The sequence below is a fragment of the Tepidisphaeraceae bacterium genome (genome assembly GCA_035998445.1).
Classification (GTDB): Bacteria; Planctomycetota; Phycisphaerae; order Tepidisphaerales; family Tepidisphaeraceae; genus DASYHQ01.
In genome coordinates, this window is sequence record DASYHQ010000061.1 from 89,886 (window position 1) to 113,964 (window position 24,079).

A 24,079-nucleotide genomic window follows, 5' to 3' on the forward strand; every position below is an offset into this window, starting at 1 on the left:
ACGAAAACGGGCGACACAAGTGTCGCCCCTACACCATGGAAAACTTCGCCATCCAATACGTCTGGCTGATCCCGCTGCTGCCCCTCATCGGGGCGGCCATCGCGGGATTCTTTGGCGCGCGGCACCTGCGCGGGGCGAGCCACTGGCCCATCTGGTTGACTGTCGGCGGTAGCGCCGTGCTGTCGATCATGCTGCTGGTCGCGCTGCTGGACCCGGCCAACACCGGGCGCGATGGGCTGGTCTACATCACAAAGACCGTCTTCACCTGGATTTCCGCCGGCGACCCGGCGACCGCAATGGTCGGTGGCGCAAGCGATTACCTCAACGTGAAGGTCGGCTACCTGCTCGACCCGCTGTCGGCGGTCATGCTCTGCGTGGTCTGCGGCATCGGGTTCCTCATCACCGTCTTCGCGGCCGGCTACATGAAGGGGGAGAGCGGCTACTGGCGCTTCTTCGCCTACCTCGGGCTGTTCATCTTCATGATGACCAATCTCGTCATGGGCGAGAACCTGCTCATGCTCTACCTGGGCTGGGAAGGCGTCGGCCTCTGCTCGTACCTGCTGATCGGGTACTACTACGAAAAGCCCAGCGCCCGCGATGCCGCGACGAAGGCGTTCATCGTTAACCGCATTGGTGACTTCGGGTTCGCGCTCGGCATTATGCTCTGCTTCGCGGCGTTCGGCACCGTTAGCTATCTGGGTGATGGCGTCGCGACGAACACGGGTTTGCTCGAGATGTTCGTCACGCCGTTCGACCAACTGAACAGCACGCAGCAGATGGCGGTGCAGTGGGTGCCGTTCCTGTTGATGATCGGGGCGTTCGGTAAGTCGGCCCAGTTTCCGCTGTACGTGTGGTTGCCGGATGCGATGGAAGGCCCGACGCCCGTGTCGGCGCTCATCCACGCCGCAACCATGGTGACGGCCGGCGTTTACATGATCGCCCGGTGCGGGACGATGTTCTTCCACAACATGCCCGGCGGCGCGTTCGACGCGCCGTTGTGGACGATCGCGATCGTCGGCGCCTTCACCGCGCTGCTGGCCGCCACGATCGCCATGCGGCAGTTCGATTTGAAGAAGGTCTTTGCTTACAGCACGGTCAGCCAGCTCGGTTACATGTTCGTCGCCGTCGCGGTGCTGGCGCCGGTGGCAGCCGTCTTCCACTTGGTCACCCACGCGTTTTTCAAGGCGTTGCTGTTCCTGGGCAGTGGCGTCGTGATGCACGCGATGGACGGCGAACTGGACATGCGGAAGATGTCCGGCCTCAAGAGCGTGCTGCCCAAGACGCGCTGGCTGATGCTGGCCGGTTGTGCGGCCTTGGCGGGGTTTCCGATCGTCACGAGCGGTTTCTACTCGAAGGACGAGATCGTAGCCGCCGCCTGGCACCACAACGCCATCCTCGCCGGCGTGCTGCTATTAACCTCGTTTTTGACCGCTTATTACACGTTTAGACTCTATTTCCGTGTATTTCACGGCCCCGTGGTCCTGCCGTCGCATCCGGCGGTCGACACCATCCCCAGCGAGGCCGAGGCGGGTGATGCGCCGGGTCACTTGGCCGAAGGACACAGCGGATCGGTCGCGGACAACCAGCATGGTCCGCATGGTGGACAGGCCGGACAACCGCATGGTCATGGTCATCACAACCACGAGCCTTGGCTGATGATCGCGCCGCTGGTCATCCTGGCGATTGGGTCGCTGATCGTCGGGCCGTTGCTCTACTTCGTGAAGTCCAACGAGGCGGGCGTTCCGAAGGAAAATCAGCAGAGCATTCTGTCGAACTTTTTGGGTAAGAGCCCGTCGTTCAACATCGCGTACACCGAGGCGAACCTAGCGTTCCCCAACGCCAGCAACGTCGCGTTCGGCGTCGTTCGGGATCGCGGGGGTTTGTTGGTGGAACGTGACGCCAGCGAGGTTGCCGACGAGAACCAGATGCACCTGTACATGATGATCGGCAGCGGCGTCCTGGCGCTGGCGGGCATCGGCATCGCGTACCTGCTGCACAAGAAGGACCGCCGACAGGCCGACGCGCTGGCCGACAAGTTCCGTGGCATCGCAACGGTGTTGGACCGCAAGTATTGGGTCGACGAGATCTACGACGCTGCCATCGTGCGGCCGCTATGGGCGGTCGGGCAGTGGTACGAGAAGTTTGACCGCTGGGTGATCGACGGGCTCGTCTGGGCCGTCAGCTTCGCCCCCCAGGTCGCTGGCTTCAGCCTGAAGCTCACGCTGCAACGTGGTTACCTACAGGGGTACGCCGCGGGCATGGTGTTCGGCGTTGTGGTGATTTTGGTGGCGATTTTTGTGCTGTGATTTATCCCTCCTCCCCCGGTACACCGGGAGAGGCTAGGTGAGGGTGATTTCAAGTAACGAGCGATTCGGGGCTGCAAAGGCAGGCGCATCCGCAGGTCGAAATCACCCTCACCCTAACCCTCTCCCGGAGTACCGGGAGAGGGGACCGGATCGTGTCCGTTGTGAAATGCGAAGATGTCAGTAGCCATTGTGCGTGCGGCTGCCAAGCGATGGCGCCCGACCACGGACAAGGGGTCACTGACCAACCATCATGCAATACCTCCTCCCCATCCTCCTCATCATCCCGCTGATCGGCGCGATCGGCGGGTCGTTGTTGCCGCACACGTTTACGGGCAAGTGGTGGGGCATCGTCGTCTCGATCGCCACGGCGATCGTCGGTGGCATCATCGCGTTCAACTACGACTGGGCGGCCGGTGGCGTGCAGTTCGCCTACGAGGGGGCGGTGTTCGAGCGGTTGAACTCGGGCATTCGGCTCGGTGTCGACTCCATCAGCATCTGGCTGGTTTTAATGACCTGCGTGCTGCACCCGCTGGCCACCACGGCCAGCTTCCGCAGCATTCGCAAGCGCACGAAGGAACACTACGCCTGGTTCAACCTGATCTTGTTCGCCATGATCGGGGCGTTCATCGCCCGCGACGGGCTGCTGTTCTACGCGTTCTTCGAGTTCTCGCTCGTGCCGCTGTTCTTCATCGTCGGCATCTGGGGCGGGCCCGATCGCAAGCAGGCGGCCGCCAAGCTGTTCATCTACACCTTCGCCGGCGGCGTCTTCACGCTGATGGCGATTTTGTACACCGGCCTGCAGGCTCACAGCTTCGACATGACGGCGATGATCACCCACGCCCAGACCGCCATGACCAGCACCGAGCGCTTCTGGGTGCTGCTGGGCCTGCTGGCGGGCTTTGGCGTGAAGACGCCGATCTTCCCGCTGCACACGTGGCTGCCCCTGGCCCACACCGAAGCGCCCACCGCCGGCAGCGTCGATTTGGCGGCGCTGGTGCTGAAACTCGGCACCTACGGCCTGGTGCGGCTGGCGCTGCCGATCGGCCTCGTCGGGCCCAACGGCACCGTGCTGTTCCCCGTCGTGCTGAACGTGCTGGCGACCCTCTGCGTCATCGGCGTCATCTATGGCGCATTGGTGGCTTGGGCACAAACCGACATCAAGCGCCTCATCGCCTACTCGTCCGTCTCGCACTTAGGCTTCTGCGTGCTGGGCATGCTGGCCTTAAATCAGGTCGGCGTGCAGGCGAGCGTCTTCTACATGGTGAACCACGGCATCAACACTGGCGCCTTGTTCCTCATCATCGGCATGATCTACAACCGCTACCACACGCGCGACGTGCGCGAGCTGAGCGGGCTCGGCAAGGCCATGCCGAAGATGGCGTTCTTCATGGTCCTGTTCATCATGGCCAGCGTCGGCCTGCCGGGCACCAACGGGTTCATCGGCGAATTTCTAACGCTGCTGGGTGCCTTCACCAGTGACCACCTGCACCGCGGTTATGCCATCGTCGCGACGATCGGTGTGGTGCTGGGGGCCGTCTACCTGCTGAAGCTGTCGGGCAGCATCCTGTTCGGCCCGCTGAACTATCCCCCGCTGCCCGAGAACGCGGAAGACGGTCACCGCACCGTTCACCCAAAGTACGTCACCGGCGGCGACATCACCGGCCGCGAGGTGCTGGTACTGACGCCACTGGCGATTTTGTCGATCGGCCTTGGCGTGATGCCGAGCTTTATGCTGCAGTCGATGGTCAACCCGGTGCGGGAGATCCTGGCCGGGCAACCGACGACCACGCAGAACGTGGCGATGGTGGTGGAGAAGTAGTTCGGCGTTCTTTGGACGCCGTGTCATGCGAATGGTTGTCATCCCGAGGGGAGCCGTAGCGACCCGAGGGATCTAGGACCGCAGACGACGTCAGCAGTGAGTCGCGATCCCTCAGGTCGCTACCGCTCCCTTCGGGATGACAGTAAAGCGCCACAGGGCGGAATGAATCCGAGTAAACGATGGATCAGATCATCCAAATGTTCTTCGCGCTGCTGCCCGAGTTCGTGCTCGCGGGGGCGGCGTGCCTGTTGTTCCTGATCGGCACGGCCAACTCGGCGCAGTACCGCCGTGGGGCGGCCATCCTGGCGCTGATCACCGTTTCGCTGGTCTTTCTGCAGCAGTTGATCGGGCACGGTTTCCTTCAACTCTTCAACGACGCCGGCGCCGGCAACGTCATCACCGACCCGTGGAACAGCGTACGGGTGACGGAATTCTCGAGCTTCGTGAAGCTGATCGCCTCGGGCATGGTCATCCTGCTCATCCTGCTCGCCTGGCCGACCAACAGCGAGGCAACCGGCGGCAACGCGTTCGAAGTGGGCCACGAGCTGGCCGAGTTTTACGGGCTGATGCTGCTGTCGCTGTGCGGCGTGTTCATCGTGGCCAGCGCCAACGACATCATCCTGCTGTTCCTGGGCCTGGAACTGGCCAGCATCCCGACCTACATCATGGTCAGCATCAGCCGGCCGATCCCGGTGGCGCAGGAAGCGGGCGTGAAGTACTTCTTCCTGGGCGCGATGAGCGCCGCGGTGATGCTTTTCGGCTTCAGCTACCTGTACGGCACGACGGGGCTGCTGAAGCTCGACGCGATTGCTGAGCAGTTCCAGTTGGCCTACCAGGCGTCGGGCGGCGCGTTGGCCGCCATGGGGTCGCTCACGACGTGGCAGGTGCTGGCGGTGCTGATGCTGCTGGCGGGCTTTGCGTTCAAGATCGCCGCGGTGCCGTTGCACAGCTATGCGGGTGACGTCTACACCGGCGCCGCGACCCCGGTGACGGCGTTCCTGGCGTTCGTGCCCAAGACGAGCGGCTTCATCGCGATCATCAAGCTGCTGTACGTCGTCGGCGGGGCGGATTGGGCGGTACCGGACGTGCTCGTGAAGCTGCTCTGGATCGTCGCGGTGCTGACCATGACGTTCGGCAACGTGCTGGCGCTGCTGGCGAGCAACGTGAAGCGCGTGCTGGCGTACTCGTCGGTCGCGCACAGCGGGTACATGCTGGTCGGCCTGACGGCGCTGGTATCGGCCCGCGGGAACCCCGAAGTGCAAAGCCTGGCGCTGCAGGGCGTGCTGTTCTACCTGGTGGCGTACGGCGTGATGAACATCGGCGCGTTCGGCGTGCTGTCGCTGATCCCCGCCCGCTTCCACTACACGTCGACCGCCGACACCGCCGCCAACCATCCCCCGGCCACCACGGCTGAAACGTACGAAGACTTGGCGGGCCAGGGTCGTCGGCACATCGGTCTGGGTTTGGCGCTGGCGCTCTGCTGCTTCTCGCTGACGGGCCTACCGCTCACGGTCGGTTTCTTCGGCAAGCTGTACCTCGTGCAGCCCGCGCTGGACCTTGGCGGCCCCGCGATGAACTGGCTGGTGGTGATCGTGATGATCAACGCCGCCATTAGCGCCGGTTACTACCTGAAGATCATCGGCACGATGTTCCTGCGTCCCGACCCGCACGGCCCGACCGTGCACGGCCACGCCACCGCGCTGCCGCAGATGCCACTGGACGCCCGCGCAACGCCCGTCATGGTCGCCGTCGCTTTGGCCGCCGTTGGCGTGATGCTCGCCGGTGCCGTACCGCGGGCCCACAATGCCCTCGGCGACCGGGTGAAGCGCGCCATCGCGATCGACCCCGTTCCGCCCGTGCCCGTCGCCGAAGCCGCCGCGGTATCGCTGCAAAGTCCCGCGGGGCGATAGTCTGTCGTCAGAGGCGCCGCAGCGCATGGTGGCGCCTCTGAATCTTCTGTAGGACAGGCATTCCTGCCTGTCTCTCCCCCCGTATGCTCTCTTCTGTGGCACAGATTCCTGCCTATGTCTCTTCCTATTTTCCCCCTTTGGTGGGAGGGACATTCTTGTCTATCTATCTTTGCTGCCTGTGCGCGCCAAGAACGCCAAGGCGCCAAGCACGCCAAGATTGAAGAGACGAGGAATAGGGCTGAAGACAATCCTCTTTTCTCTCTTACCTTGGCGACCTTGGCCTCTTGGCGTCCTTGGCGCGATGCGTCGCGCCGCAGAGGGGCATGAAGGTGAAGAGAGAAGAGACACAGGCAAGAATGCCTGTGCCACAGAAGAGAGGCAGAAAGCAATACGGGGGGAGAGACAGGCAGGAATGCCTGTCCTACAGAAGAGAAGCAACGGCGGCTCGCTTTCTGCCACCGCACCGAACCCGCATGCGCGCCGGACCGTACCACGCTTGCAAATCTTCCCGGTCAGCGTACTTTGGGAAGACGGACCCTCGGTCGCGGCGTTCGACAGGACGGCGCGACGGTGAGGCCGGGCTGAATCACGGGTGAGACAGCTTTCATTAAGAATCGGCCAATGGACTGGCCGATAGTCCGAATACCCGCCAGAACGGTCTTTGGCGGGCAAAGTTCGGGCCGCGAGCGTGGCGCAACGCCATCCGCGAGCCCCCAAGGATGGGATGTAATCAATGGACTCGTTCCTTATTCGCGGCGGGAACCGTCTCAAAGGCAAAATTGAAATCAGCGGTAGCAAGAACTCGGCGTTGCCGATTCTCGCCGCCACGCTGATGGCCGACGGCAAGACCACGCTTAAGGGCGTGCCGCGCCTCAGCGACATCGACTCGATGATCAAGCTCGTCGGCGAGCTGGGCTGCCACATCTACCGTCACGACAGCGACAGCGAAGCCGTCGGCGGTGGGCCGCAGCTCAACGGGCCGCTGGACATCGAGGTCACCGACGAATCGAAGGTTGAGGCCCGCTACGACATCGTGAAAACGATGCGCGCCAGCATCTGCGTCCTTGGGCCGCTGCTGGCCAAGCGCAAGAAGGCAATCGTCTCCATTCCCGGCGGTTGCGCGATCGGTGATCGGCCGGTCGATCTGCACGTGCGCGGGCTTCAGAAGCTGGGCGCCACCTTCCACACCGAGGGGGGCAACATCGTCGGTGAGGTGCGCGGACGCCTGAAGGGTTGCCGCATGTACCTCGGCGGCGCGCAGGGGCCGACCGTGCTGGGCACCATCAACGTGCTGTGCGCCGCAGCGCTGGCCGAGGGCGAGACCGTCCTCGTCGGCGCCGCCTGCGAGCCGGAAGTGTGGGATTGCGCGGAAATGCTCAACAAGATGGGCGCCAAGATCAAGGGTCACGGCACGCCGGAGATCCGCATCGAAGGCGTCGAGAAATTGACCGGCTGCGAGCACCGCATCATCCCCGACCGCATTGAGTGCGGCACCTTCATGATGGCGGCCGCCATCACCAATGGTGAGCTGGAACTGAAGAACTGCAATCTGGATCACCTGATCGCGGTCGTCGATCGGTTGGACGAGATCGGCGTGAAGACCGAGCGTCAGAACGGCACGATCTTCGTGTCGTCGTCCCGCCGGTTGAACCCCGTGGAAATGACGACCCAGCCCTTCCCCGGCTTCCCGACCGACCTTCAGGCGCAGCTGATGGCGCTGCTGTGCCTGGCTGACGGCATGAGCGTCGTCACCGAGCGCATCTTCCCCGACCGCTTTTTGCACGTCGGCGAGCTGAACCGCATGGGTGGCCGCATTCGCAAGGAAGGCCCGACCGCGATCGTGCAGGGCGTCAAAGAACTGGCCGGCGCCCCCGTGATGGCGAGCGACCTCCGCGCCAGCGCCGCTCTGGTGATGGCCGGCCTGGTCGCCAAGGGCGAGACCCGCATCGACCGCGTCTACCACATCGACCGCGGGTATGAAAAGATCGAACAGAAACTGCGGGCGGTGGGGGCGGATATCGAGCGCGTGAGCGATCGATAATCGCTTACCGACGATTGCAAAACGACTTCCGTGAAGCGCCGACCGATGAGGTCGGCGTCTCTCTGTTTAGGTTATGGATGCGCGACAATAGAAAGTTCAGCGACGAGCCCGTGGTAACGCCATTCCAAGTTCCATGTCATCCCGAAGAGAGCGGTGGCAATTTGGGGGATTCGTTCGTCCCCGAACCGGGGGCCAACGAAGTACCTGCCTTGACCCCGCGCTGGCGTCGATTGTCAATTGTTTCTCATATTGCGTAAGCTCCGCGATTTCCTAGGAGATATCGCAGCTGGCGAGGGTGACCTGCGCCCCGATCTGCCGAGAATAATCGGACTGAAATTTGCGATCGGCCAAACTGGGTATATATTTCGGAGATGGTAACTCAACTGTTGCGTAAGTGTCTATTCTCGGCGGTGGCCGGTGCGTTTGTGATGTCTGCTTCAAGCGCCCGGGCGGCGGTGCTTTACAACGAGTCGTTTGACACCGATGGCAGCATCGCCGACTACACCGGGATGGGCGAGCTTTTTCAGGGTTACGTGCAATCTAACGATGGAGGCCAGTCCGTTACGCGCAATGGGCTGAACCTGAACATCCTCCCGAACAACGATACGACCTCGGAGGATGGCAGCATGTATGCCGTCATCGGGTTGGGGGGTGTCAGATCACTTCTGTCGGTACAGATGGATTTCACTGGCATCACTTACAGCAGCGCTAGTTCGGCGTTCTCACTGTATGCCGGGACATTTGATCAGATCAGCGAGTTCAACCCGGGTGTCAATGGAAATGGCACCGGCCGAAACTGGGCGCGCATCAACGTCGCTGGCAATAATCCATATACCGTCCAGATGCGCGGTAATGAGTCGACGGGGCCCACAATGCAGGGTAGCACCGGCACGACCTACACATGGCGTGTGTACTTTAACGACTCGGGTGCCACGCAGACGTACGATGCACCGGACGGTACCGTTCATACGCTGAACGACAATTCGTTCACCATGTTTATCGGTGACGCGCTTGTAGGTGAGAACGTCGTCAAGGGTAGCACTGCTGGATACGCATCTGGTGCATTGGAGGGTTTGGCTCTCGTGGCCGGGCGTAATTTTGGTGGGGCGTCGTCCTCGACCACTCTCGACAACATCATCATCCGCGACGACCTCGCGTTGATCCAGACGGCCGTTCCGGAGCCCGCATCGATGGCGGTGTTTGGTGTAACGGGCTTGATGCTGATGGCACGCCGTCGCCGCGTATAACGAGCGGTCGATTCCGAGCCGAAACCAAATGACAACGCCGGTCCCGCTTTGGGACCGGCGTTGTCGCGTTCTAAGGGGGCTGCGGGGACGAAATACCGCGTTCTACGTGTACGCCGCCAGAATCCGCTGGATGACCGCCGAAGTGCTCTTGCCGTCGATGAGGGGGGCAAGCGAGACGCAGCCGCCGTAGGCTTCGACGAACTCCCAGCCGACGACCTGTTCCTTGGCGTAGTCGGCGCCTTTTACCAGCACGTCGGGGCGGATCGATTCGATGAGTTGCCGTGGCGTGTCCTCGTCGAAGCGGACGAGGTAGTCGATGCTTTCCAGTTCCTCCAGCACGCTGACGCGGTCGCCTTCGTTGATGATGGGGCGTTTGGGGCCCTTTAGCCGGCTGATGCTGGAATCGGTGTTCACGCCGACCACGAGCAGGTCGCCCTGGGCCTTGGCGTACTGGAAGTACTTCACGTGGCCAAGGTGAATGAGGTCGAAGCAGCCGTTGGTGAAGACGATGCGCCGGCCGGCGGCCCGGTGGCGGGCGAGCTCGGGGAGCAGGGTCTCCAGCGAGCGCTGTTTGCCAGCGTGCTCGTGATGCTCGGCCAGCAAGTCGGCGACGACCTCGTCCTTCGACACCGGCACGCAACCGAGCTTTTCGACTTCCAACCCACCGACCACATTGGATAACGCCGCGGCGTCGTGCCAATCGGCGCCGGCGGCGCGGGCGAGGGCGATCGCGACCAAGACCATGTCACCAGCGCCGGTGCCGTCGGCCACCTGGCGGGGGCGCGAGGCGAGCAGGGTACGCTCGCCGTCTGCGGTCGCGAGGTAGCAGCCTTTCTCGTTCAAAGTCATTACAACCGCGTCCAACTTCAGCGTGCTCAGCAGTTGCTCGGCGGCCGCCTTCAGGCCCTCGGGCGTGCGGGCGGATTGACCGGTGGATCGTTCGGTTTCCGGCCGATTGGGCTTTAGCAGCGTCGCCCCGGCGTACTTGCGATAGTCGGCCAGGCGGGCAGGATCGACGAAGACCGGCACGCCCTGCGCCTTAGCCGCCGCGATCAGCCGCTGGCAGACGTCGGCCGTCAGCACGCCCTTGTTGTAGTCTTCCAAGCAGAGCAATTTCGCCCCCGCAAGGGCCGCGGTCGCTTTGGCGACGATCTCATCCGCCACGCTCGCCGACACGGGTCCGGCGTCCTCGATATCCAAGCGGATCATCTGGTGGGGCGTGCGGTCTTCACTGGAGCCCAGAAAACGCGTTTTGGCGACGGTGGGGCGGTCTTTTACAGTGATAAGGCCCGCGGCGTCGGCGCCAAGCGCGTCCACGCGATGCCGCAGTTCCCGGCCGGCGGCGTCGTCACCCACCACGCCGATTGTTCGCACGTGCGAACCCAGTTCCGCCAATCCCGCCAGCACGAAACCGGCCCCACCCAGCCGGGCCTCTTCGCGCGCGTACTTCAGCACGGGAATAGGGGCCTCGGGGCTGATGCGCTCGGTGCTGCCGAAGATGTACCGATCGAGCATAAAGTCGCCGACCAAGACGACGGTGTGCCCGCTGAAGCGTTCGACGATTTCGATAAGCCGCGTTGGCATGGGCCGGCCAGTATAGCGGAAGGTGGGGAGGGAGCCACGGCGGCGCGAAGGCGGATCGGGAGCCTCGAATGCGCGAAGGCACGAAGGAGGACACAAAGGTGCGAGCGGCGGGGCATTGGCCGTGGCATGGGCGTCTCGCCCATGCTTGTGTCGAATGCGGTAATCATTATTTGTTGCAGACTGCGCGGACAAAGCTGGTTGCCACCAATCGAGCCCTACTGACCTTCCACACGCATGGGCGAGACGCCCATGCCATGGCTGGATCCGATCCTTCGTGTTCTTCTTCCTGCCTTCGCGTCCTCGTGGCTCCCCGCCATAATTCAGCAACTTCCCGCCGCGGACAGCGTCTATTTGGATGGCATTCGCCTGCAGGTCGCGCATAGAATGAAGACAGCTGTCCTTAGGGAGGATTCGACCATGACCCAGATCGATCGCCATGTCGCCGCCGTTCAGAACAAGCTGGCGTTTGCGCAGTTTCTGAAAGCGCTGGGATGGGCGCTGCTGATTTACGCCGGCATCGTCTGGATCAACATCCTGGTCGATCGGCTGTTCTCCGTGCGGCTGCCGTACTGGGGCATGCTGTTCTGGATCGGCTTGGGCGTCTCGGTGGCCGCGGCGATCGCGTACGCGGTCTGGCGCCGGCCCGACCCGCGCACGGCCGCGGTGGCGATCGACGAACGGCTGGGGCTGAAGGAGAAGTTCAGCACCGCGCTGTACGCCCGCAATCTGAAAGATCCCTTCGCCGCCGCCGCCGTTCGCGATGCAGAGGCGTCGGCTGCGGGGGTCGAGCTGCGCGGCAAGTTCAAGCTGGCGTTCCCGCGCGTCGGCTACGCGGCCTTGGGCGCGTTCGCCGTCGTGCTGCTCACGCATTCGTTCCTCGATCGGCAGAATTTGTTCGCGTCCCCCACGACGGTGACGAAGAAGAACGCCGAACAGGTCGAGCAGACCAAGCAGGCCAAAGAGGTCGTGAAGCGCGCCCTCAGCACGGTCGAGCAGGCGGCCAAGGTGGCGCCGGAGGACGAGAAGATCGCACTGGCCAAGAAGGACCTCGAGCAGGCGCTGAACCGTGCCGAGAAGGACCCCGTCGCCGCCAAGCGCACCGCGCTGAAGGCGCAGCAGGAAATGGAAGACGCGATCAAGCAGAAGATCAAGGACAACCAGAAGTTCGCCGAAGCGCAGAACAACGAGCGGATGATCAAGGGCGTCCAACCCCCGCCGACCGCGGAGAAGGGCCCCGTCGCCGACGCGCACCGCTCGATCGCCAAGGGCGAGTTCTCCAGCGCGGTCGAGGACATCTCCAAGGCCGTCGAGAATTTCGACAAGATGGACAAGGAGAACCAGGAGAAGGCCGCCAAGCAGATGGACGACCTCGCCAAGCAACTGCAGAAGATGGCCAACGACCCGAAGGTGCAGCAACAGATGCAGCAGCAGCTTCAGCAGATGGGCGCCAACCAGCAGCAGGCCCAAGACATCGCCAAGAAGATGCAGCAGGCCGCCAACGGCGACAAACAGGCCCAGCAACAACTGCAGCAGATGCAGCAGCAACTCACGCAGCAGATGAACAACGGCCAAGGCCCCACCCCCCAGCAACAGCAGCAGATCCAGCAGATGATGAAGCAGATGCAGGCCCAGGCCAACACGCAGCAGGGCGCCCAAGCCATGGCCCAGGCCGCCCAGCAGATGGCCCAGGCCATGCAGCAACAGGCCGGCCAGCAGCAGCAACAGCAGAACCCGAATCAACAGGGGCAGCAGCAGGCGGGCCAGCAGCAGGGCCAACAGGGCCAGCAGCAACAGGCGCAGCAAGGCCAGCAACAGGGTCAACAGCCCGGCCAGCAGCCGGGTGGTCAACAGCAGCAACAGCAGGCAATGGGCCAGGGCCAGCAGCAGATGCAGCAGCAGCTACAGCAGATGCAGGCGATGCAGCAGGACATGCAGCAGATGGCCGCCGCCCAACAGGCCGCCCAACAAGGCGCGCAGCAAGCGCAGAACGCCATGAACGGCCAAGGCGGCCAGCAGGGCCAGGGTGGCCAGGATGGTGAGGGCGAAGGTGGCCAGGGCCAAGGTCAGGCCGACGGTGGTCAGGATCAGCAAGGCCCCCCCGGCAACCAGAATGGCATGGCCGGCGGTGGCATCGGGGCGGGCGATCGCTCGGCCAAGCAGGCGGCACCGTTCACCGTGAAGCAGGAGATCAGCCAAAGCCAGGAGGACGACAAGGGCAAGATCCTCGCCAGTCGCTGGGTGAAGGCCGGCTCGATCAAGGGCGAAAGCAAGGCCGAACTCGCCGACGTCGCCGCCTCGGCGGAACAAGCCCAGACCGACGAGGTTGAACAGGAACGCATCACCGGCCAGGCCCGCGAGGCGCAGAAGCGGTACTTCAACTCGCTATCGCAGGATGCGGAGTAGTCGCAGCCATAACCTGTCATCCCGAGGGGAGCGGTAGCGACCCGAGGGATCTCGACCGACTGACGGTGCGGGCCATCGGAGATCCCTCAGGTCGCTACCGCTCCCTTCGGGATGACAACTTGCCATTGACGTGCGATGCGATAAACCGTGATTCATCTGCATTTGAAACGAACAAAAGGAATCGAGAATGGAGTCTCGGGAATCGAACGACCCCGCCGAACAGCGCAGGCGAAATCGGAAGCGGCACATCTCGCTGCTGTTGTTGCTGCTACCCCTGACGTTGCTGGCAGCGTTCATCCCCGGCAGTTGCTCGCGCGACAGCGATAGCGCTGCCCCCGCACCGGCGGCCAATGCGCTGGTGGTGTACACGAGCGTCGACGAACCGATCGCCACGCCGATCCTGAAGGCCTTCGAACAGAAAACCGGCATCCGCGTCGACGTGCGCACCGATACCGAGGCGACGAAGTCGGTTGGTCTCGTCGAACGCCTGATCGCCGAGAAGGCCAACCCGCGGGCCGACGTTTTCTGGGGCAATGAGGTCTTCCTGACCATGCGGCTGGCGGAAGAGGGCGTGCTGGCGCCGTACGAATCCCCCGCGGCCACCGACGTGCCACAGCAGTTTCGCGACCCGCAACATCGCTGGACGGGCAGCGCGTTGCGCGCCCGCGTCATCGTGGTGCAAGGCGCCAAGATCGTCTTCCCCAGCGGCGCGAGCTACCCACCGACGAAGCTCGCCGATCTGCTCGACCCATCGCTGAAGAATCAGATCGCGATCGCGCGGCCGACCGCCGGCACCACCGGTTCGCACGTGGCGGCGCTGTACGCGAAGCTGGGCGAAGAGCCGGCGGATCTGTTCTTCCGCGGGTTGCGCGCCAACGGCGTGAAAATGCTCGGCGGCAACTCGGTCGTCGCACGCGAGGTGTCGCAGGGCAACCTGCTGGCGGGCTTAACCGACAACGACGACGTCGCCGCCGTCAATGCCAGCGGTGGCAGCGCGCAGGCGATCCTGCCCGACCAGCAGCCCGCCGACGGCGACACCGCCGCCTTCGGCACGCTCGTGCTGCCCTGCACGGTCGGCGTCGTGAACGGCACGAAGCGCGACGCCGCCGCCAGACAACTGGTCGATTACCTGCTGTCGCCGGAGGTCGAGCAGCAGTTGATTGCCGCCAAGTTCGCGGCGTACTCCGTGCGCGACCCCGCATCGATCAAGACCATGGCCGTCGACTACCGCGAGGTCGCGCGGCTCATGCCCTTGGTCGTACCCCGAGCCATGGCGATCCTTGATGGCCGGTAGGGCGGATTCTGTGCAAAACCAATGTGCCACTGGCAGCTTGCCTGCCCGTGTCTTGCTTTGCTGATGGACAAAGACACAGGCGGGCAAGCCGCCGGTGGCACACCGCGGGACGTCCCCTAACCCGCCCCGCCGTCGTTCGCGTCGGTTTCTTCTCTTCTGTAGGACAGGCATTCCTGCCTGTCTCTTACCCCGCTCTCCCCCTGTATTCTCTCTTCTGTGGCACAGGCATTCCTGCCTGTGTCTCTTCTCTTTGGTCTTTCCTCCTGGTGGACTCTCTCTCTTCGCTGCTTCTGCGCGCCAAGGCCGCCAAGTCCCCAAGGCCGCCAAGGTCGAACAGGCGAGCGGCGAAAACAGTCCTTCTCTGCTTCTTACCTTGGCGGCCTTGGCCTCTTGGCGTCCTTGGCGCGATGCGCCGAGCAGTAGAGTGACAGACAGGAAGAATGTCCGTCCCAACAGAAAGACAGAAGACGGAATACGGGGAGAGAAATGCCGGGGGGCGAGACAGGCAGGAATGCCTGTCCTACAGAAGAATGTTGAACACGACCGCCGCTCGCCGCCGCGGCGTCCGTGTCCTTCCCGCCTGCGGGCGGTAAGCTTTCGGCCGTCGCATGATCGCTCGTCTGCCCCGCATCATCGTCGCCGTCCTCGTCGCGCTCTGCTGCGGCCTACCGACGGCGTGGGTGCTCTGGCAGATCGCGACGCACCCGGCGGCGCTGGGCGAAATCGTCGGCGATCAGTTCCGCCTGCTGCTGCTTGCCCGCACCGTCGGCTACAACGCGATCGCGGCAATCGTCGCGGTCCTGCTGGCGACGCCAGTCGCGATCGTGCTCGGACGGCGGCGAGGGCCATTGGTCGCGCTCATGTGGGCGGTGCTGCCGGGGTCGCTGCTGATTCCGTCGATAGTGTACTCGTACGGCTGGTCGCAGTTCCTATGGATCGTCAACTCCTATGGCTGGTCGCGGTTCTTCGGGCTAAGCGACGTCAAGCTCAACCCGGGATCGACCGCCGACATCGCCCGTTGCATCTGGTCGCTGGCGGCGTGGCTGTGGCCGATCCCCGCGGGATTGATGGGCCTCGCACTGCGCCGGCTTGACGGCAACCTGCAACAACAGGCGGTGATGGACGGCGTGCTCGGTCGCGTCACGCTGCGCCTGCTTTGGCCGACGATCGCCAGCGCCCTGGCCATCGTGCTCGTGCTGGCGATGCAGGAGTTCGCGGTCTACGAGCAGACCGGCATCAGCGTGATCGCCACCGAGGTGCGCACCGTCTTCGACACCGGCGGCGTGATGGCGCTGCTCGGGGCCGACGCCTGGCAGCCCGGCGGCGTGCAGTCGGCCGGCTTCAGCGGGGCGGACCAAGCCTCGCGCGCAGCGGCCGCCATCGTCACCGGCGCGCCGCTCGTGCTGGCGGTGGCATTCCTCAGCGGCATCGCGCTGTGGGGACTGTCGCGATTTTCGAACGATACCGAAGTCGACGTTGGCCCGCTGCCGGCGGTGTTGCGCGCAAGCTGGCGGTGGATCGTACCGGCGGTCGCCGTGCTGCTGATCGTGATCGCGGTGCCGGTGGGGGCCCTGGTGCTCTCGCACTCGGCGGCGCGATCGGTGGCGTTCATCTGGAACGAATTTCAACCGCAGGTCACCGGCACGCTGCTCATCGCGGGCCTCGCAGCCCTCTTCGCCAGCGCCGCGGCGCTTTTAGCGTGCAGCGGCAGGCAACGCATCGTCCTCATCCTCGCGATTGCCGCGTTCCTGATCGGCGGGCAGTTCATCGCGATCGCGCTCATCCGCATTTACAACCGCCCGTGGCTGCAATGGGCCTACGATGGGGTGCCGATCATGATCATCGCCTACCTCGCCCGCTTCGTCTGGATCGCGCTGCTGGCCGCCCGCGGCACCACCGGGCCTGCTTACCAACCCCTGCGTGACATGGCCGCGGTGGACGGCGCCACGCCCTGGCAGGCGACGGTCGCGATCATCTGGCCCATCGCCTGGCCCACGCTGCTGGCCGCCGGCGTGCTGGTCGGCGTGCTGGCGATGGGCGAGGTGCCCGCCACCACGTTGCTCTCACCCTTGCGCCCGCCGATGCTGGTGCCGAGCCTGATGACGTGGGTCCACACGGTGCGCTTCGACCCGATGATCGAGGCCAGCCTGCTGCTGGCCGGCCTTGCGATCGGCGTCGGGGCGGTCGTGGCGATGCTGGTGTGGCTGGGGCAACGAAACCGCGCGTGGCGCGTGAGGAAGTAGTGGCCGTTTACCGTGGCATGGGCGTCTCGCCCATGCCTGTGGACTGAAACGGGAAATACGATTGGTTAGGTGCCGCGCTGATCAAGCCGCTGAAACAAATCAAATTTTCCGACTTCACTACACGCATGGGCGAGACGCCCATGCAACGGTCGGAAAAGATTGTTGAACGCCAAGACGCCGAGAACGCCAAGAGAGGAAACGCCAAGTGCGGAGCGGTGAAGCAAAGAACAACTCCAACCACCCCCTCGCCTCTTGGCGCTCTTGGGTTGGCGTCCTCGGCGTCTTGGCGTTCACCCTCCTCGGCTGCGACCGCGGCAGCGCCCCCGACGCCGTCTGGCTCGAAACCGGCGTCGGCCCATCGCAGGTGATTTATCCTCGCGCCATCGCCTACGCGCCCGCCGACGACTCCTTCTTCGTCGTCGACCGCCGCGCCCGCGTGCAGCACATCGACTCGAACGGCGCTTTTCTGAACGACTGGATCATGCCCGAGCAGCGCTTCGGCAAGCCCACCGGCATCTCGGTCGGACCCGACGGCAACGTCTACGTCGCCGACACGCACTACAACCGCATCGTCGTCTACTCGCCCGATGGCCGCGAGCTGATGACCTGGGGCCACGAGGGCACCGGCGACGCCCAGTTCATCTGGCCCACCGACATCGCCTTCGACGACAAGGGCCGCATCTTCGTCAGCGAATACGGCGACAACGACCGCATCCAGGTCTTCGATGCCAAGGGCAACTTCCTCTTCAAGATCGGCTCCTTCGGCCAGGCCGACGGCCAGTTCAGCCGCCCGCAGTCGATCATCATCGACGACGGCACGCTCTACGTCGCCGACACCTGCAACCACCGCATCGCCGTCTTCACCACCGACGGCCAGTTCCTCCGCAACCTCGGCAGCGTCGGCGACGCCCCGGGCCAGTTCCGCTTCCCCTACGGCCTGGTGATGAACCCCGCCGGCCACCTCGTCGTCACCGAGTTCGGCAACAACCGCGTCCAATGGATCGACAAAACCACCGGCCAAAGCCTCAAACTCTGGGGCTCCCCCGGCCGCGACCTCGGCCAACTCGCCTACCCCTGGGCCACCGCCATCGACAAGCACGGCCGCACGGTGATCGTCGACGCGGGGAACAATCGGTTGCAGGTGTTGCGATAACGGATCAGCTATATACGACGGCGGGATGGCTACCACCCGTGACCGTTCCGCACTCGGGGCAGCGCCCGGTCGTGGCGCGAAGGTCATAGCCGCACGAAAGGCAGCATCCTCGACGTGATCGGCTGCGCCGTCGTAGAGCGACAACGGCCGCCGTCGCGCCAAACAGAATTGGATACACGGCACCGATTGTGATCAACGAAATCAGCAACCTTGTCGACGGCGTGCGGTACTGCTGGCTCGTGCTAAGCCACACGCCGCCCGAGCCTGGCGAACGGTATTCGGTCCCTCCAAGGACGGTCGTCGTCTTGGCCCATGCGCCGTACCACGACTCCCCGAAAGCGGTGCTGATGACTCGATAGGGCGCGGGTGATGGCGAAGGCAGCGTCGTCGGAACGCTCGCGTGCCTCGTGGCCACAAGCTGATCCTGCCATGGACTGATCTGCCAATCGCCAACTCGGAGATGGACTGAGCCAAATGGACCGAGGCCGAACCAGAGAACTCCAATCAAAATCGCCAGCGCAAAGCAAACGATCGTAAGCAAGAAAGGGAGCCGAGTGACGATCTGCCGCGAACGTCGCGTTGAGCCGCGCTCCGAGCACCATAGTACGAACAGTGCCAACCCGCCGCATACCAATACCAAGGCGAACGCTTGGACGAAGCGACCGCCGGGTATGTACCTCAGGTACTCGGTGTACGGAACGAGCAGCAACGCTTCGCCCGAGACAAGCAGGCCGATCGCCGCCACAAGCCGCCTAGGACCGGGAACGCCAAGAATGTCCACGAGACGGTGCCGGCGAGCCGTTGCCGCAGGTGGGGACGGATGGCGTGACATGCGGCCTCCAGCTTCGTAGCGTCCGCTGGTACGCCTGCGGACCATCTTCGCTCATCGTAAACCGAAACGGTCCGCAGGCGTACCAGCGGACCCTACAAGTCTGGCGATACGTGCGACCACTTCAGAATAGAATTGCTCTAGCTGGGCACGGGTCGGCTCGTCATGATACGGGCAGGACATTCGGAACTCACCGCCTTGGGCTCTAAGCACCACGACCTGTCTCGTTTTCCGCCCGGTCCGACGCCCGCCGCGTACCTGTTTGACCAATATGTGTACGGATTCGATCTCGCTATCCTTGAGCGAGACCGTCTTCCAGCAGTACCGCAATTCGATCCTATCGGGGTACACAGCAATCACATCCACCCCTGAAGAGCGAGGGATAGAAAACAGCAGAAATGTGACGACGCCGCCGACTGCCGCAAGTCCCACGGCCGCGATGGCATCGTCGCGTCGTTTCAAATTTACCTCACGTCGAAGGTGACGGATCGTCATGCGAAACGCCCCTGCGTAGAAGCCAAGCGCAAGCAGCCCGAAGAACACGAAGAAGAGAAGTGTTATGGCGGGCGAGTGCAGGACAATGAGGTTTGACGGTTCCATTGGGTCTCGTAGGGTTGGCACGGCCCACCGCGTGTGATGACGGCCAAGGAGAAACTACATTACTTCCTTCGTCAGCGTTTTGGCCACAAACGCAACCGCCGCGTCTGAACTGTCGGGCGAGGAAAAGGGGACATCCAGAATATCCACACAGGATCGTTGACGGGCCAACACCGCGAACGGATATTTTGGATGTCCCCTTTTCTGGTCCGTCCCCTTTTCTGGTCCCCGGACCGGCCGGGCGGTACGGTCCTTGTGTTTCCAACGCGGCTCGGCGCCCGGCCGGCCGTTGAATGCTGGTCCGTTATGCAGCAGCAGGCCCCCGACAGCACGTCGAACGATCTGATCGACTACCTGATGCAGCACTTCGGGCAGTTTGTCTCAGTCGATGAGAATCATGCGTTCTACCGTTACGTGATGTACGGGCCGCGCGATCCCGGTCCGCCGAACCCGGATGACCCAGAAGAACCCGGCCGTGCTGTCAGACAACTCCTCGCGGACGGCCCCGTCGAGTTCAAGCGGCGCATCGCCGAGCGCATTCTGCGAGAGCACGGGGAAGCCGTCTTCTTGAATCTCTGCCCGGGTTGCGGGGGATTGTGCCGGACCCCGAAGGCTCTGCAGTGCTTCCGCTGCGAGCGATAAAGGGGTCGCGGGGACGGAAAACGGGACATCCACCTTTGTTTTGCTCCTCGCAACCTGTGTTGTGCCGTACGGCCCGGTATCGTCGCCGATGCTTGATTGGATCGTCAAGCAGATCGATGCCACAGGTTGGGAGTACCCAACCCGTGCGACCCGCCGGCTCGGTCCACTGCATCGGCTGGTCATGTCCCCGTGCTCTCGATCCGAAGGATGACGTCTTCCCGTCGGTTTTCGTGCGTCAAGACAACCGGACGATCAACGACCTGCCCCAGCCACCTCATAAAGTCGATGAGCATGCAGACCGCGTCGTCGCTCTGCAAGTCGTTCGGCACGACGTCCAACTCGATTTCTTCCGCGGAGAAGAAGTGGCAGGCGAGGACGAGGTCTGGTGCCAGTGTGACGCGTAGAAGGGCATGATTCGTCTCGCGAAACTGCAAATCTCGGAAGCGGCTTAGCGGCTTGGCGGCCGACCGCTCCCCGTGCGTCAGTTGCCACCGGTACGGCGACCGGGGCAGTGCAGCTAGGAAACGGTCCCAATGCTGTTCGTCTGCTTTAAGGACATAAACATCGCGGAGCGCGCCATCGGGCTGCAGTCCCTCGCGAAGTCGTTGCCAGTCGATTGCGGAAGGGGACATAATGCAAATCCGTTCAGTGGCCGGGCCGGCGAGGGTCGTCCCACTGGCCTAGGGGTCGGTAAAGGGGTCGGAGGTCGTAAAGGGGTCGGGAGTCATTGTTCCCCTGGAGAAGGATAATAACGGGACAGGTCCAATTACTCATTTACCTGGACCTGTCCCGCTTTCTGTTTCCGTTTCTGTTTTCCCGCGGGCACGCCAGTTCCGCCTCCGGTAAGACGAAGGTGATGCACATCGAATCCGACTAATCGATCTGCGTCACCTTTTCCGTCTCCGACGATCTCCCGAGCGCGTGGCCATGCTACCGGCCTGAGGTGGGGAATCGTTGTTGGAGACCGCGTTTCGTTCGAGCGAACGTGAGTTTCCTTCGAGCAAAAGGGATTTTCCTTCGAACAAAAATGACTTTTGCTCGAACAAAAAAGACTTTTGCTCGAAGGAAAAAGACTTTTGCTCGAAGGAAACTACGTTTTGCGCGGGCGGTGGGTGGGGTTCAACGGGCGAGGCGGGGGATATCAGTACTGAAAACGCGGCTTGCGGGATCCGCGGTCGGGCGGGCGGCACAGGTTGGGTACTCGCAACCGGTGTTGTCGATCAGGCCGCAACGGCGAGGCGGTGGGGGCGCACTGAAGGTCCGTCTCGGTCGCACCCGTTGGGCGTACCCAACCTGTGCCACCCGGCACTGGTAAGGATGGTTTGTCGTCCACCACAGAGATTGCGTGGTCCACCACGGAAGTTCCGTGCACTTGCCCGGAAGTTCCGTGCACTTGCCCGCGAGTTCCGTGCACTTGCCCGGAAGTTCCGTGCACTTGCCCGGAAGTTCCGTGCACTTGCCCGGAAGTTCCGTGCACTTGCCCGGGAGTTCCGTGCACTTGCCCGGAAGTTCCGTGCACTTGTCCGGGAGTTCCGTGCACTTGCCCGGAAGTTCCGGGCACGTGCACGGAAGATTAACACCCCAGCACGGCGGCGGGAAAAACGGGATGTTATGGGGCGGCCGATCGGCGGCGGGCCAGGGCGGTTCTTATCGGGCGGGTCGGGCGGGGGGCAGGGTTTGTAATCAAACCTTGGCTCTCGACCTTTTATACGGATCAGGTTTGATCGCTGCGCGTACCACGGGCGGCCCGCCCGTGTCTTGCTTTAAGAAACACGGGCGAGCGCCCGTGGCACGTGAAGACGCCGCGCACGTATCGAGCCCGATCCGTATTGCCTCTCCTTCGGATCGAGGTCAGCCTTGGTCGGATTATCTCGCCGGTTGCGTCTGCCGCGACAGTAGGGCGGCCCAGGCCAGGTCGGCCCATTGGCGGTGCATCGGGTCGGCGTAATGCAGGCCGTCGGGCGCCAGCAGCGAGCCGGCATCGTCGGTGACCGAGCGGGACAGTGAGGTCACGTCCACGAACGAGACGTGGGCCGCGTCGGCGACATTGCGGCAGACGGCGTTGAACCGGTCGATGTCGGCCGACACGCTCGTGCCGCCCGCCGCGCCACCTCCGGTGTCGGCCGCGCCGCTCATGCTGCGGCCCATTCGGGTCGCGGACCAGTCGGGGATCGACATCACCACCACCCGCCGTTCGTCGCCACCGGCGCACGCGATCGCGCGCCGTACGAGGGTCGTGAGCTGCTCGCGGTAGGCGTCGATCGAGCGGCGCTGGAACTGGTCGTTCACGCCGACCATCACGCTGACGTAGTCGACCGCCCCCAGGGGTTCGGCCGCGTCGATGGCCGCCAGCAGGTCGCCGCTGGTCCAGCCGGTGGCGGCGATGATCCACGGTTCCTCGACGGTGCGGCCCTGCTCCCTCACGCGCGCCGCCAGGTGCACCGGCCACCGCGCCGCCGGCTCGACGCCTTCGCCGATGGTGTATGAATCCCCCAGTGCCAGGTACCGCACCACGCCCACCGGCCGCGTGGCTGGTGGGCGCGGCGCGGGCGCCGGCACGGCCGGGTACGCCCCGGACGGGCCGGTCTCCCGTGCCCGCTCGCCACGGTCGCAGCCGAGCAACAGCACGGCCCCAATCCAGAACGTCACGATCGCGCCAATGCATCGCATTGCGAACCTTACGCACGCCCGGGTCGAACGGATTTATAAGGCCCGCGGCCCGGGGAAAAACAAAGGCGGGTGGCACAGGTTGGGTCTGCCCAACCGCAACCCGGGGCGAGCGGGTACAGTCGCGGCGATGGATCACGGGCAATCACCTGGAACGATCGGCACGGGCGCGCCGGCAGCGCGGGCGGCGGCGGGGTGGCTGTTGCTGGCGTGCTTGTTCTGGGGGCTGAGCTTTACGTGGGCCAAGACGGTGGGGGAGACGGTGAACGGGGCGGTCGGGGCGGGGCCGGGGGCGACGCTGGGGCCGCTGTGGGGGTTGGCGGTGCGGTTTGGGATCGCGGCCCTTTTGTGGATCGCGATCGTGCCGGCGGCGCGAACGGGGTGGACGATCGGGGCGGTGCGGCACGGGGTGTGGTTGGGGCTGCTGATGTCGGCGGCGATCATCGTGCAGCATCTGGGGCTGGAGCATTCCGGGGCGGCCATCACGGCGTTTTTGACGAGTTTGACCGTGGTCTTTGTGCCGCTGCTGTCGTGGGCGGTGACGCGAAGGCGGCCGAGCAACGTCATCTGGATGGGCGTGGTTCTGGCGACCGTGGGCGTCTGGCTGATGACCGGGGCGACGGCGGAGGGGTTTGGCATCGGGGAACTGCTGGGGCTGATCTGCTCGATCTGCTGGGCGGTCTACATCTTCGTCATCGCCCATTCGGGCCTGCGCGAGCACCCGGCCCGCATGGTGGCGGCGCAGTTTATCGTGGCGGCGGTGCTGAGCGGTGGGTTGAGTCTGATGCTGGCGGGCGAGCGGTTGCCGGCGATGGTGGCCGCGACGATCGACCCGCGCGTGTGGCAGAACGTGCTGCTGCTGGCGCTCTTCGCGACGGTGGCGGCGTTTGGGATCTTGACGTACCAACAGCCGAAGATTGATGCGGTGCGGGCGTCGTTGATCTACCTGGCCGAGCCGATCTTCGCGGCGGCCTTCGCGTGGGCGTGGGCGGGGCATGGGATGACGGCGACGCAGATAGGGGGGGCGGTGCTGATTTTGGTGGCGAACGTGGCGGTGGAAGTGATCGCTGGGCGGGAATCGGTGGTGGTGCCGGATTGAGCGCTTTGGTTGGGGGATTTAGCGCCAAGAACGCCAAGACGCCAAGAGCGCCAAGGGGAGGAAAGGGTAAGAGGAGAGGGTGTTTTGTCCGGTCCCTCTCCCATGTACTTATGGGAGAGGCTAGGTGAGGGTGATTTCGAACTGCTGACGGTTCTCGACTGGTCGAAATCACCCTCACCTAGCCTCTCCCGGCGTACCGGGAGAGGGACCGGAGGGATTGGCTCGCGCTCTCTGTCTTCCTTGGC

At 63.9% G+C, this 24,079-nt stretch carries 16 protein-coding genes; 12 read left to right on the forward strand and 4 right to left on the reverse strand.

The genetic code is table 11. The features are described 5' to 3' along the window. Positions 1-35: 35 nt before the first annotated feature. From nuoL to VGN72_22865, 5 genes are all read left to right on the forward strand, one after another. Positions 36-2,306 (forward strand): NADH-quinone oxidoreductase subunit L, encoded by a 2,271-nt coding sequence (gene nuoL, locus VGN72_22845; GenBank protein HEV7302194.1) that lies wholly within the window; start codon positions 36-38, stop codon positions 2,304-2,306. 250 nt (positions 2,307-2,556) lie between these two features. After that, positions 2,557-4,125 (forward strand): NADH-quinone oxidoreductase subunit M, encoded by a 1,569-nt coding sequence (locus VGN72_22850; GenBank protein ID HEV7302195.1) that lies wholly within the window; start codon positions 2,557-2,559, stop codon positions 4,123-4,125. Positions 4,126-4,304: 179 nt separating this feature from the next. After that, positions 4,305-6,035 (forward strand): NADH-quinone oxidoreductase subunit N, encoded by a 1,731-nt coding sequence (locus VGN72_22855; GenBank protein ID HEV7302196.1) that lies wholly within the window; start codon positions 4,305-4,307, stop codon positions 6,033-6,035. A gap of 733 nt (positions 6,036-6,768) precedes the next feature. After that, on the forward strand, positions 6,769-8,076 hold the full coding sequence (murA, locus tag VGN72_22860) for a UDP-N-acetylglucosamine 1-carboxyvinyltransferase (protein HEV7302197.1): 1,308 nt from the start codon (positions 6,769-6,771) through the stop codon (positions 8,074-8,076). Positions 8,077-8,447: 371 nt separating this feature from the next. After that, positions 8,448-9,323, forward strand: coding sequence for a PEP-CTERM sorting domain-containing protein (locus VGN72_22865; protein ID HEV7302198.1), 876 nt, complete (start codon positions 8,448-8,450; stop codon positions 9,321-9,323). A 102-nt stretch (positions 9,324-9,425) separates the two neighbouring features. Here the strand turns inward: VGN72_22865 and rfaE2 are convergent, their stop codons facing one another. Continuing rightward, positions 9,426-10,907 (reverse strand): D-glycero-beta-D-manno-heptose 1-phosphate adenylyltransferase, encoded by a 1,482-nt coding sequence (gene rfaE2, locus VGN72_22870; GenBank protein HEV7302199.1) that lies wholly within the window; start codon positions 10,905-10,907, stop codon positions 9,426-9,428. Positions 10,908-11,324: 417 nt separating this feature from the next. On the opposite strand from rfaE2, the gene VGN72_22875 reads away from it, so the two are divergent. The 5 genes from VGN72_22875 to VGN72_22895 all read left to right on the forward strand — a co-directional run bounded on the left by VGN72_22875 (position 11,325) and on the right by VGN72_22895 (position 18,359). Next, positions 11,325-13,310, forward strand: coding sequence for a hypothetical protein (locus VGN72_22875; GenBank protein HEV7302200.1), 1,986 nt, complete (start codon positions 11,325-11,327; stop codon positions 13,308-13,310). A 187-nt stretch (positions 13,311-13,497) separates the two neighbouring features. Next, positions 13,498-14,604 carry an extracellular solute-binding protein gene (locus VGN72_22880; protein ID HEV7302201.1) on the forward strand — a complete coding sequence of 369 codons (1,107 nt, stop codon included), beginning with the start codon at positions 13,498-13,500 and terminating at the stop codon, positions 14,602-14,604. A gap of 608 nt (positions 14,605-15,212) precedes the next feature. After that, the gene (locus tag VGN72_22885) at positions 15,213-16,847 is read left to right on the forward strand and encodes a hypothetical protein (protein ID HEV7302202.1); all 1,635 of its coding nucleotides are present in this window, start codon (positions 15,213-15,215) and stop codon (positions 16,845-16,847) included. Between the two features lie 283 nt (positions 16,848-17,130). Then, positions 17,131-18,000: a hypothetical protein gene (locus VGN72_22890; protein ID HEV7302203.1), complete on the forward strand. Its 870-nt coding sequence runs from the start codon at positions 17,131-17,133 to the stop codon at positions 17,998-18,000. A 188-nt stretch (positions 18,001-18,188) separates the two neighbouring features. Beyond that, the gene (locus VGN72_22895; GenBank protein ID HEV7302204.1) at positions 18,189-18,359 is read left to right on the forward strand and encodes a hypothetical protein; all 171 of its coding nucleotides are present in this window, start codon (positions 18,189-18,191) and stop codon (positions 18,357-18,359) included. Between the two features lie 524 nt (positions 18,360-18,883). Here the strand turns inward: VGN72_22895 and VGN72_22900 are convergent. Next, on the reverse strand, positions 18,884-19,429 hold the full coding sequence (locus VGN72_22900; GenBank protein ID HEV7302205.1) for a hypothetical protein: 546 nt from the start codon (positions 19,427-19,429) through the stop codon (positions 18,884-18,886). Between the two features lie 303 nt (positions 19,430-19,732). Between VGN72_22900 and VGN72_22905 the strand changes: the two genes are divergently transcribed. After that, a complete protein-coding gene (locus VGN72_22905; GenBank protein HEV7302206.1) occupies positions 19,733-20,068 on the forward strand; it encodes a hypothetical protein in 336 nt (111 codons plus the stop codon). A 179-nt stretch (positions 20,069-20,247) separates the two neighbouring features. Here VGN72_22905 and VGN72_22910 read toward each other — a convergent pair whose 3' ends face one another. Continuing rightward, a complete protein-coding gene (locus VGN72_22910; GenBank protein ID HEV7302207.1) occupies positions 20,248-20,700 on the reverse strand; it encodes a hypothetical protein in 453 nt (150 codons plus the stop codon). Positions 20,701-21,934: 1,234 nt separating this feature from the next. Continuing rightward, positions 21,935-22,738 (reverse strand): SGNH/GDSL hydrolase family protein, encoded by an 804-nt coding sequence (locus tag VGN72_22915; protein HEV7302208.1) that lies wholly within the window; start codon positions 22,736-22,738, stop codon positions 21,935-21,937. A gap of 127 nt (positions 22,739-22,865) precedes the next feature. Between VGN72_22915 and VGN72_22920 the strand changes: the two genes are divergently transcribed. After that, positions 22,866-23,834, forward strand: coding sequence for a DMT family transporter (locus tag VGN72_22920; protein ID HEV7302209.1), 969 nt, complete (start codon positions 22,866-22,868; stop codon positions 23,832-23,834). Positions 23,835-24,079 lie beyond the last annotated feature (245 nt).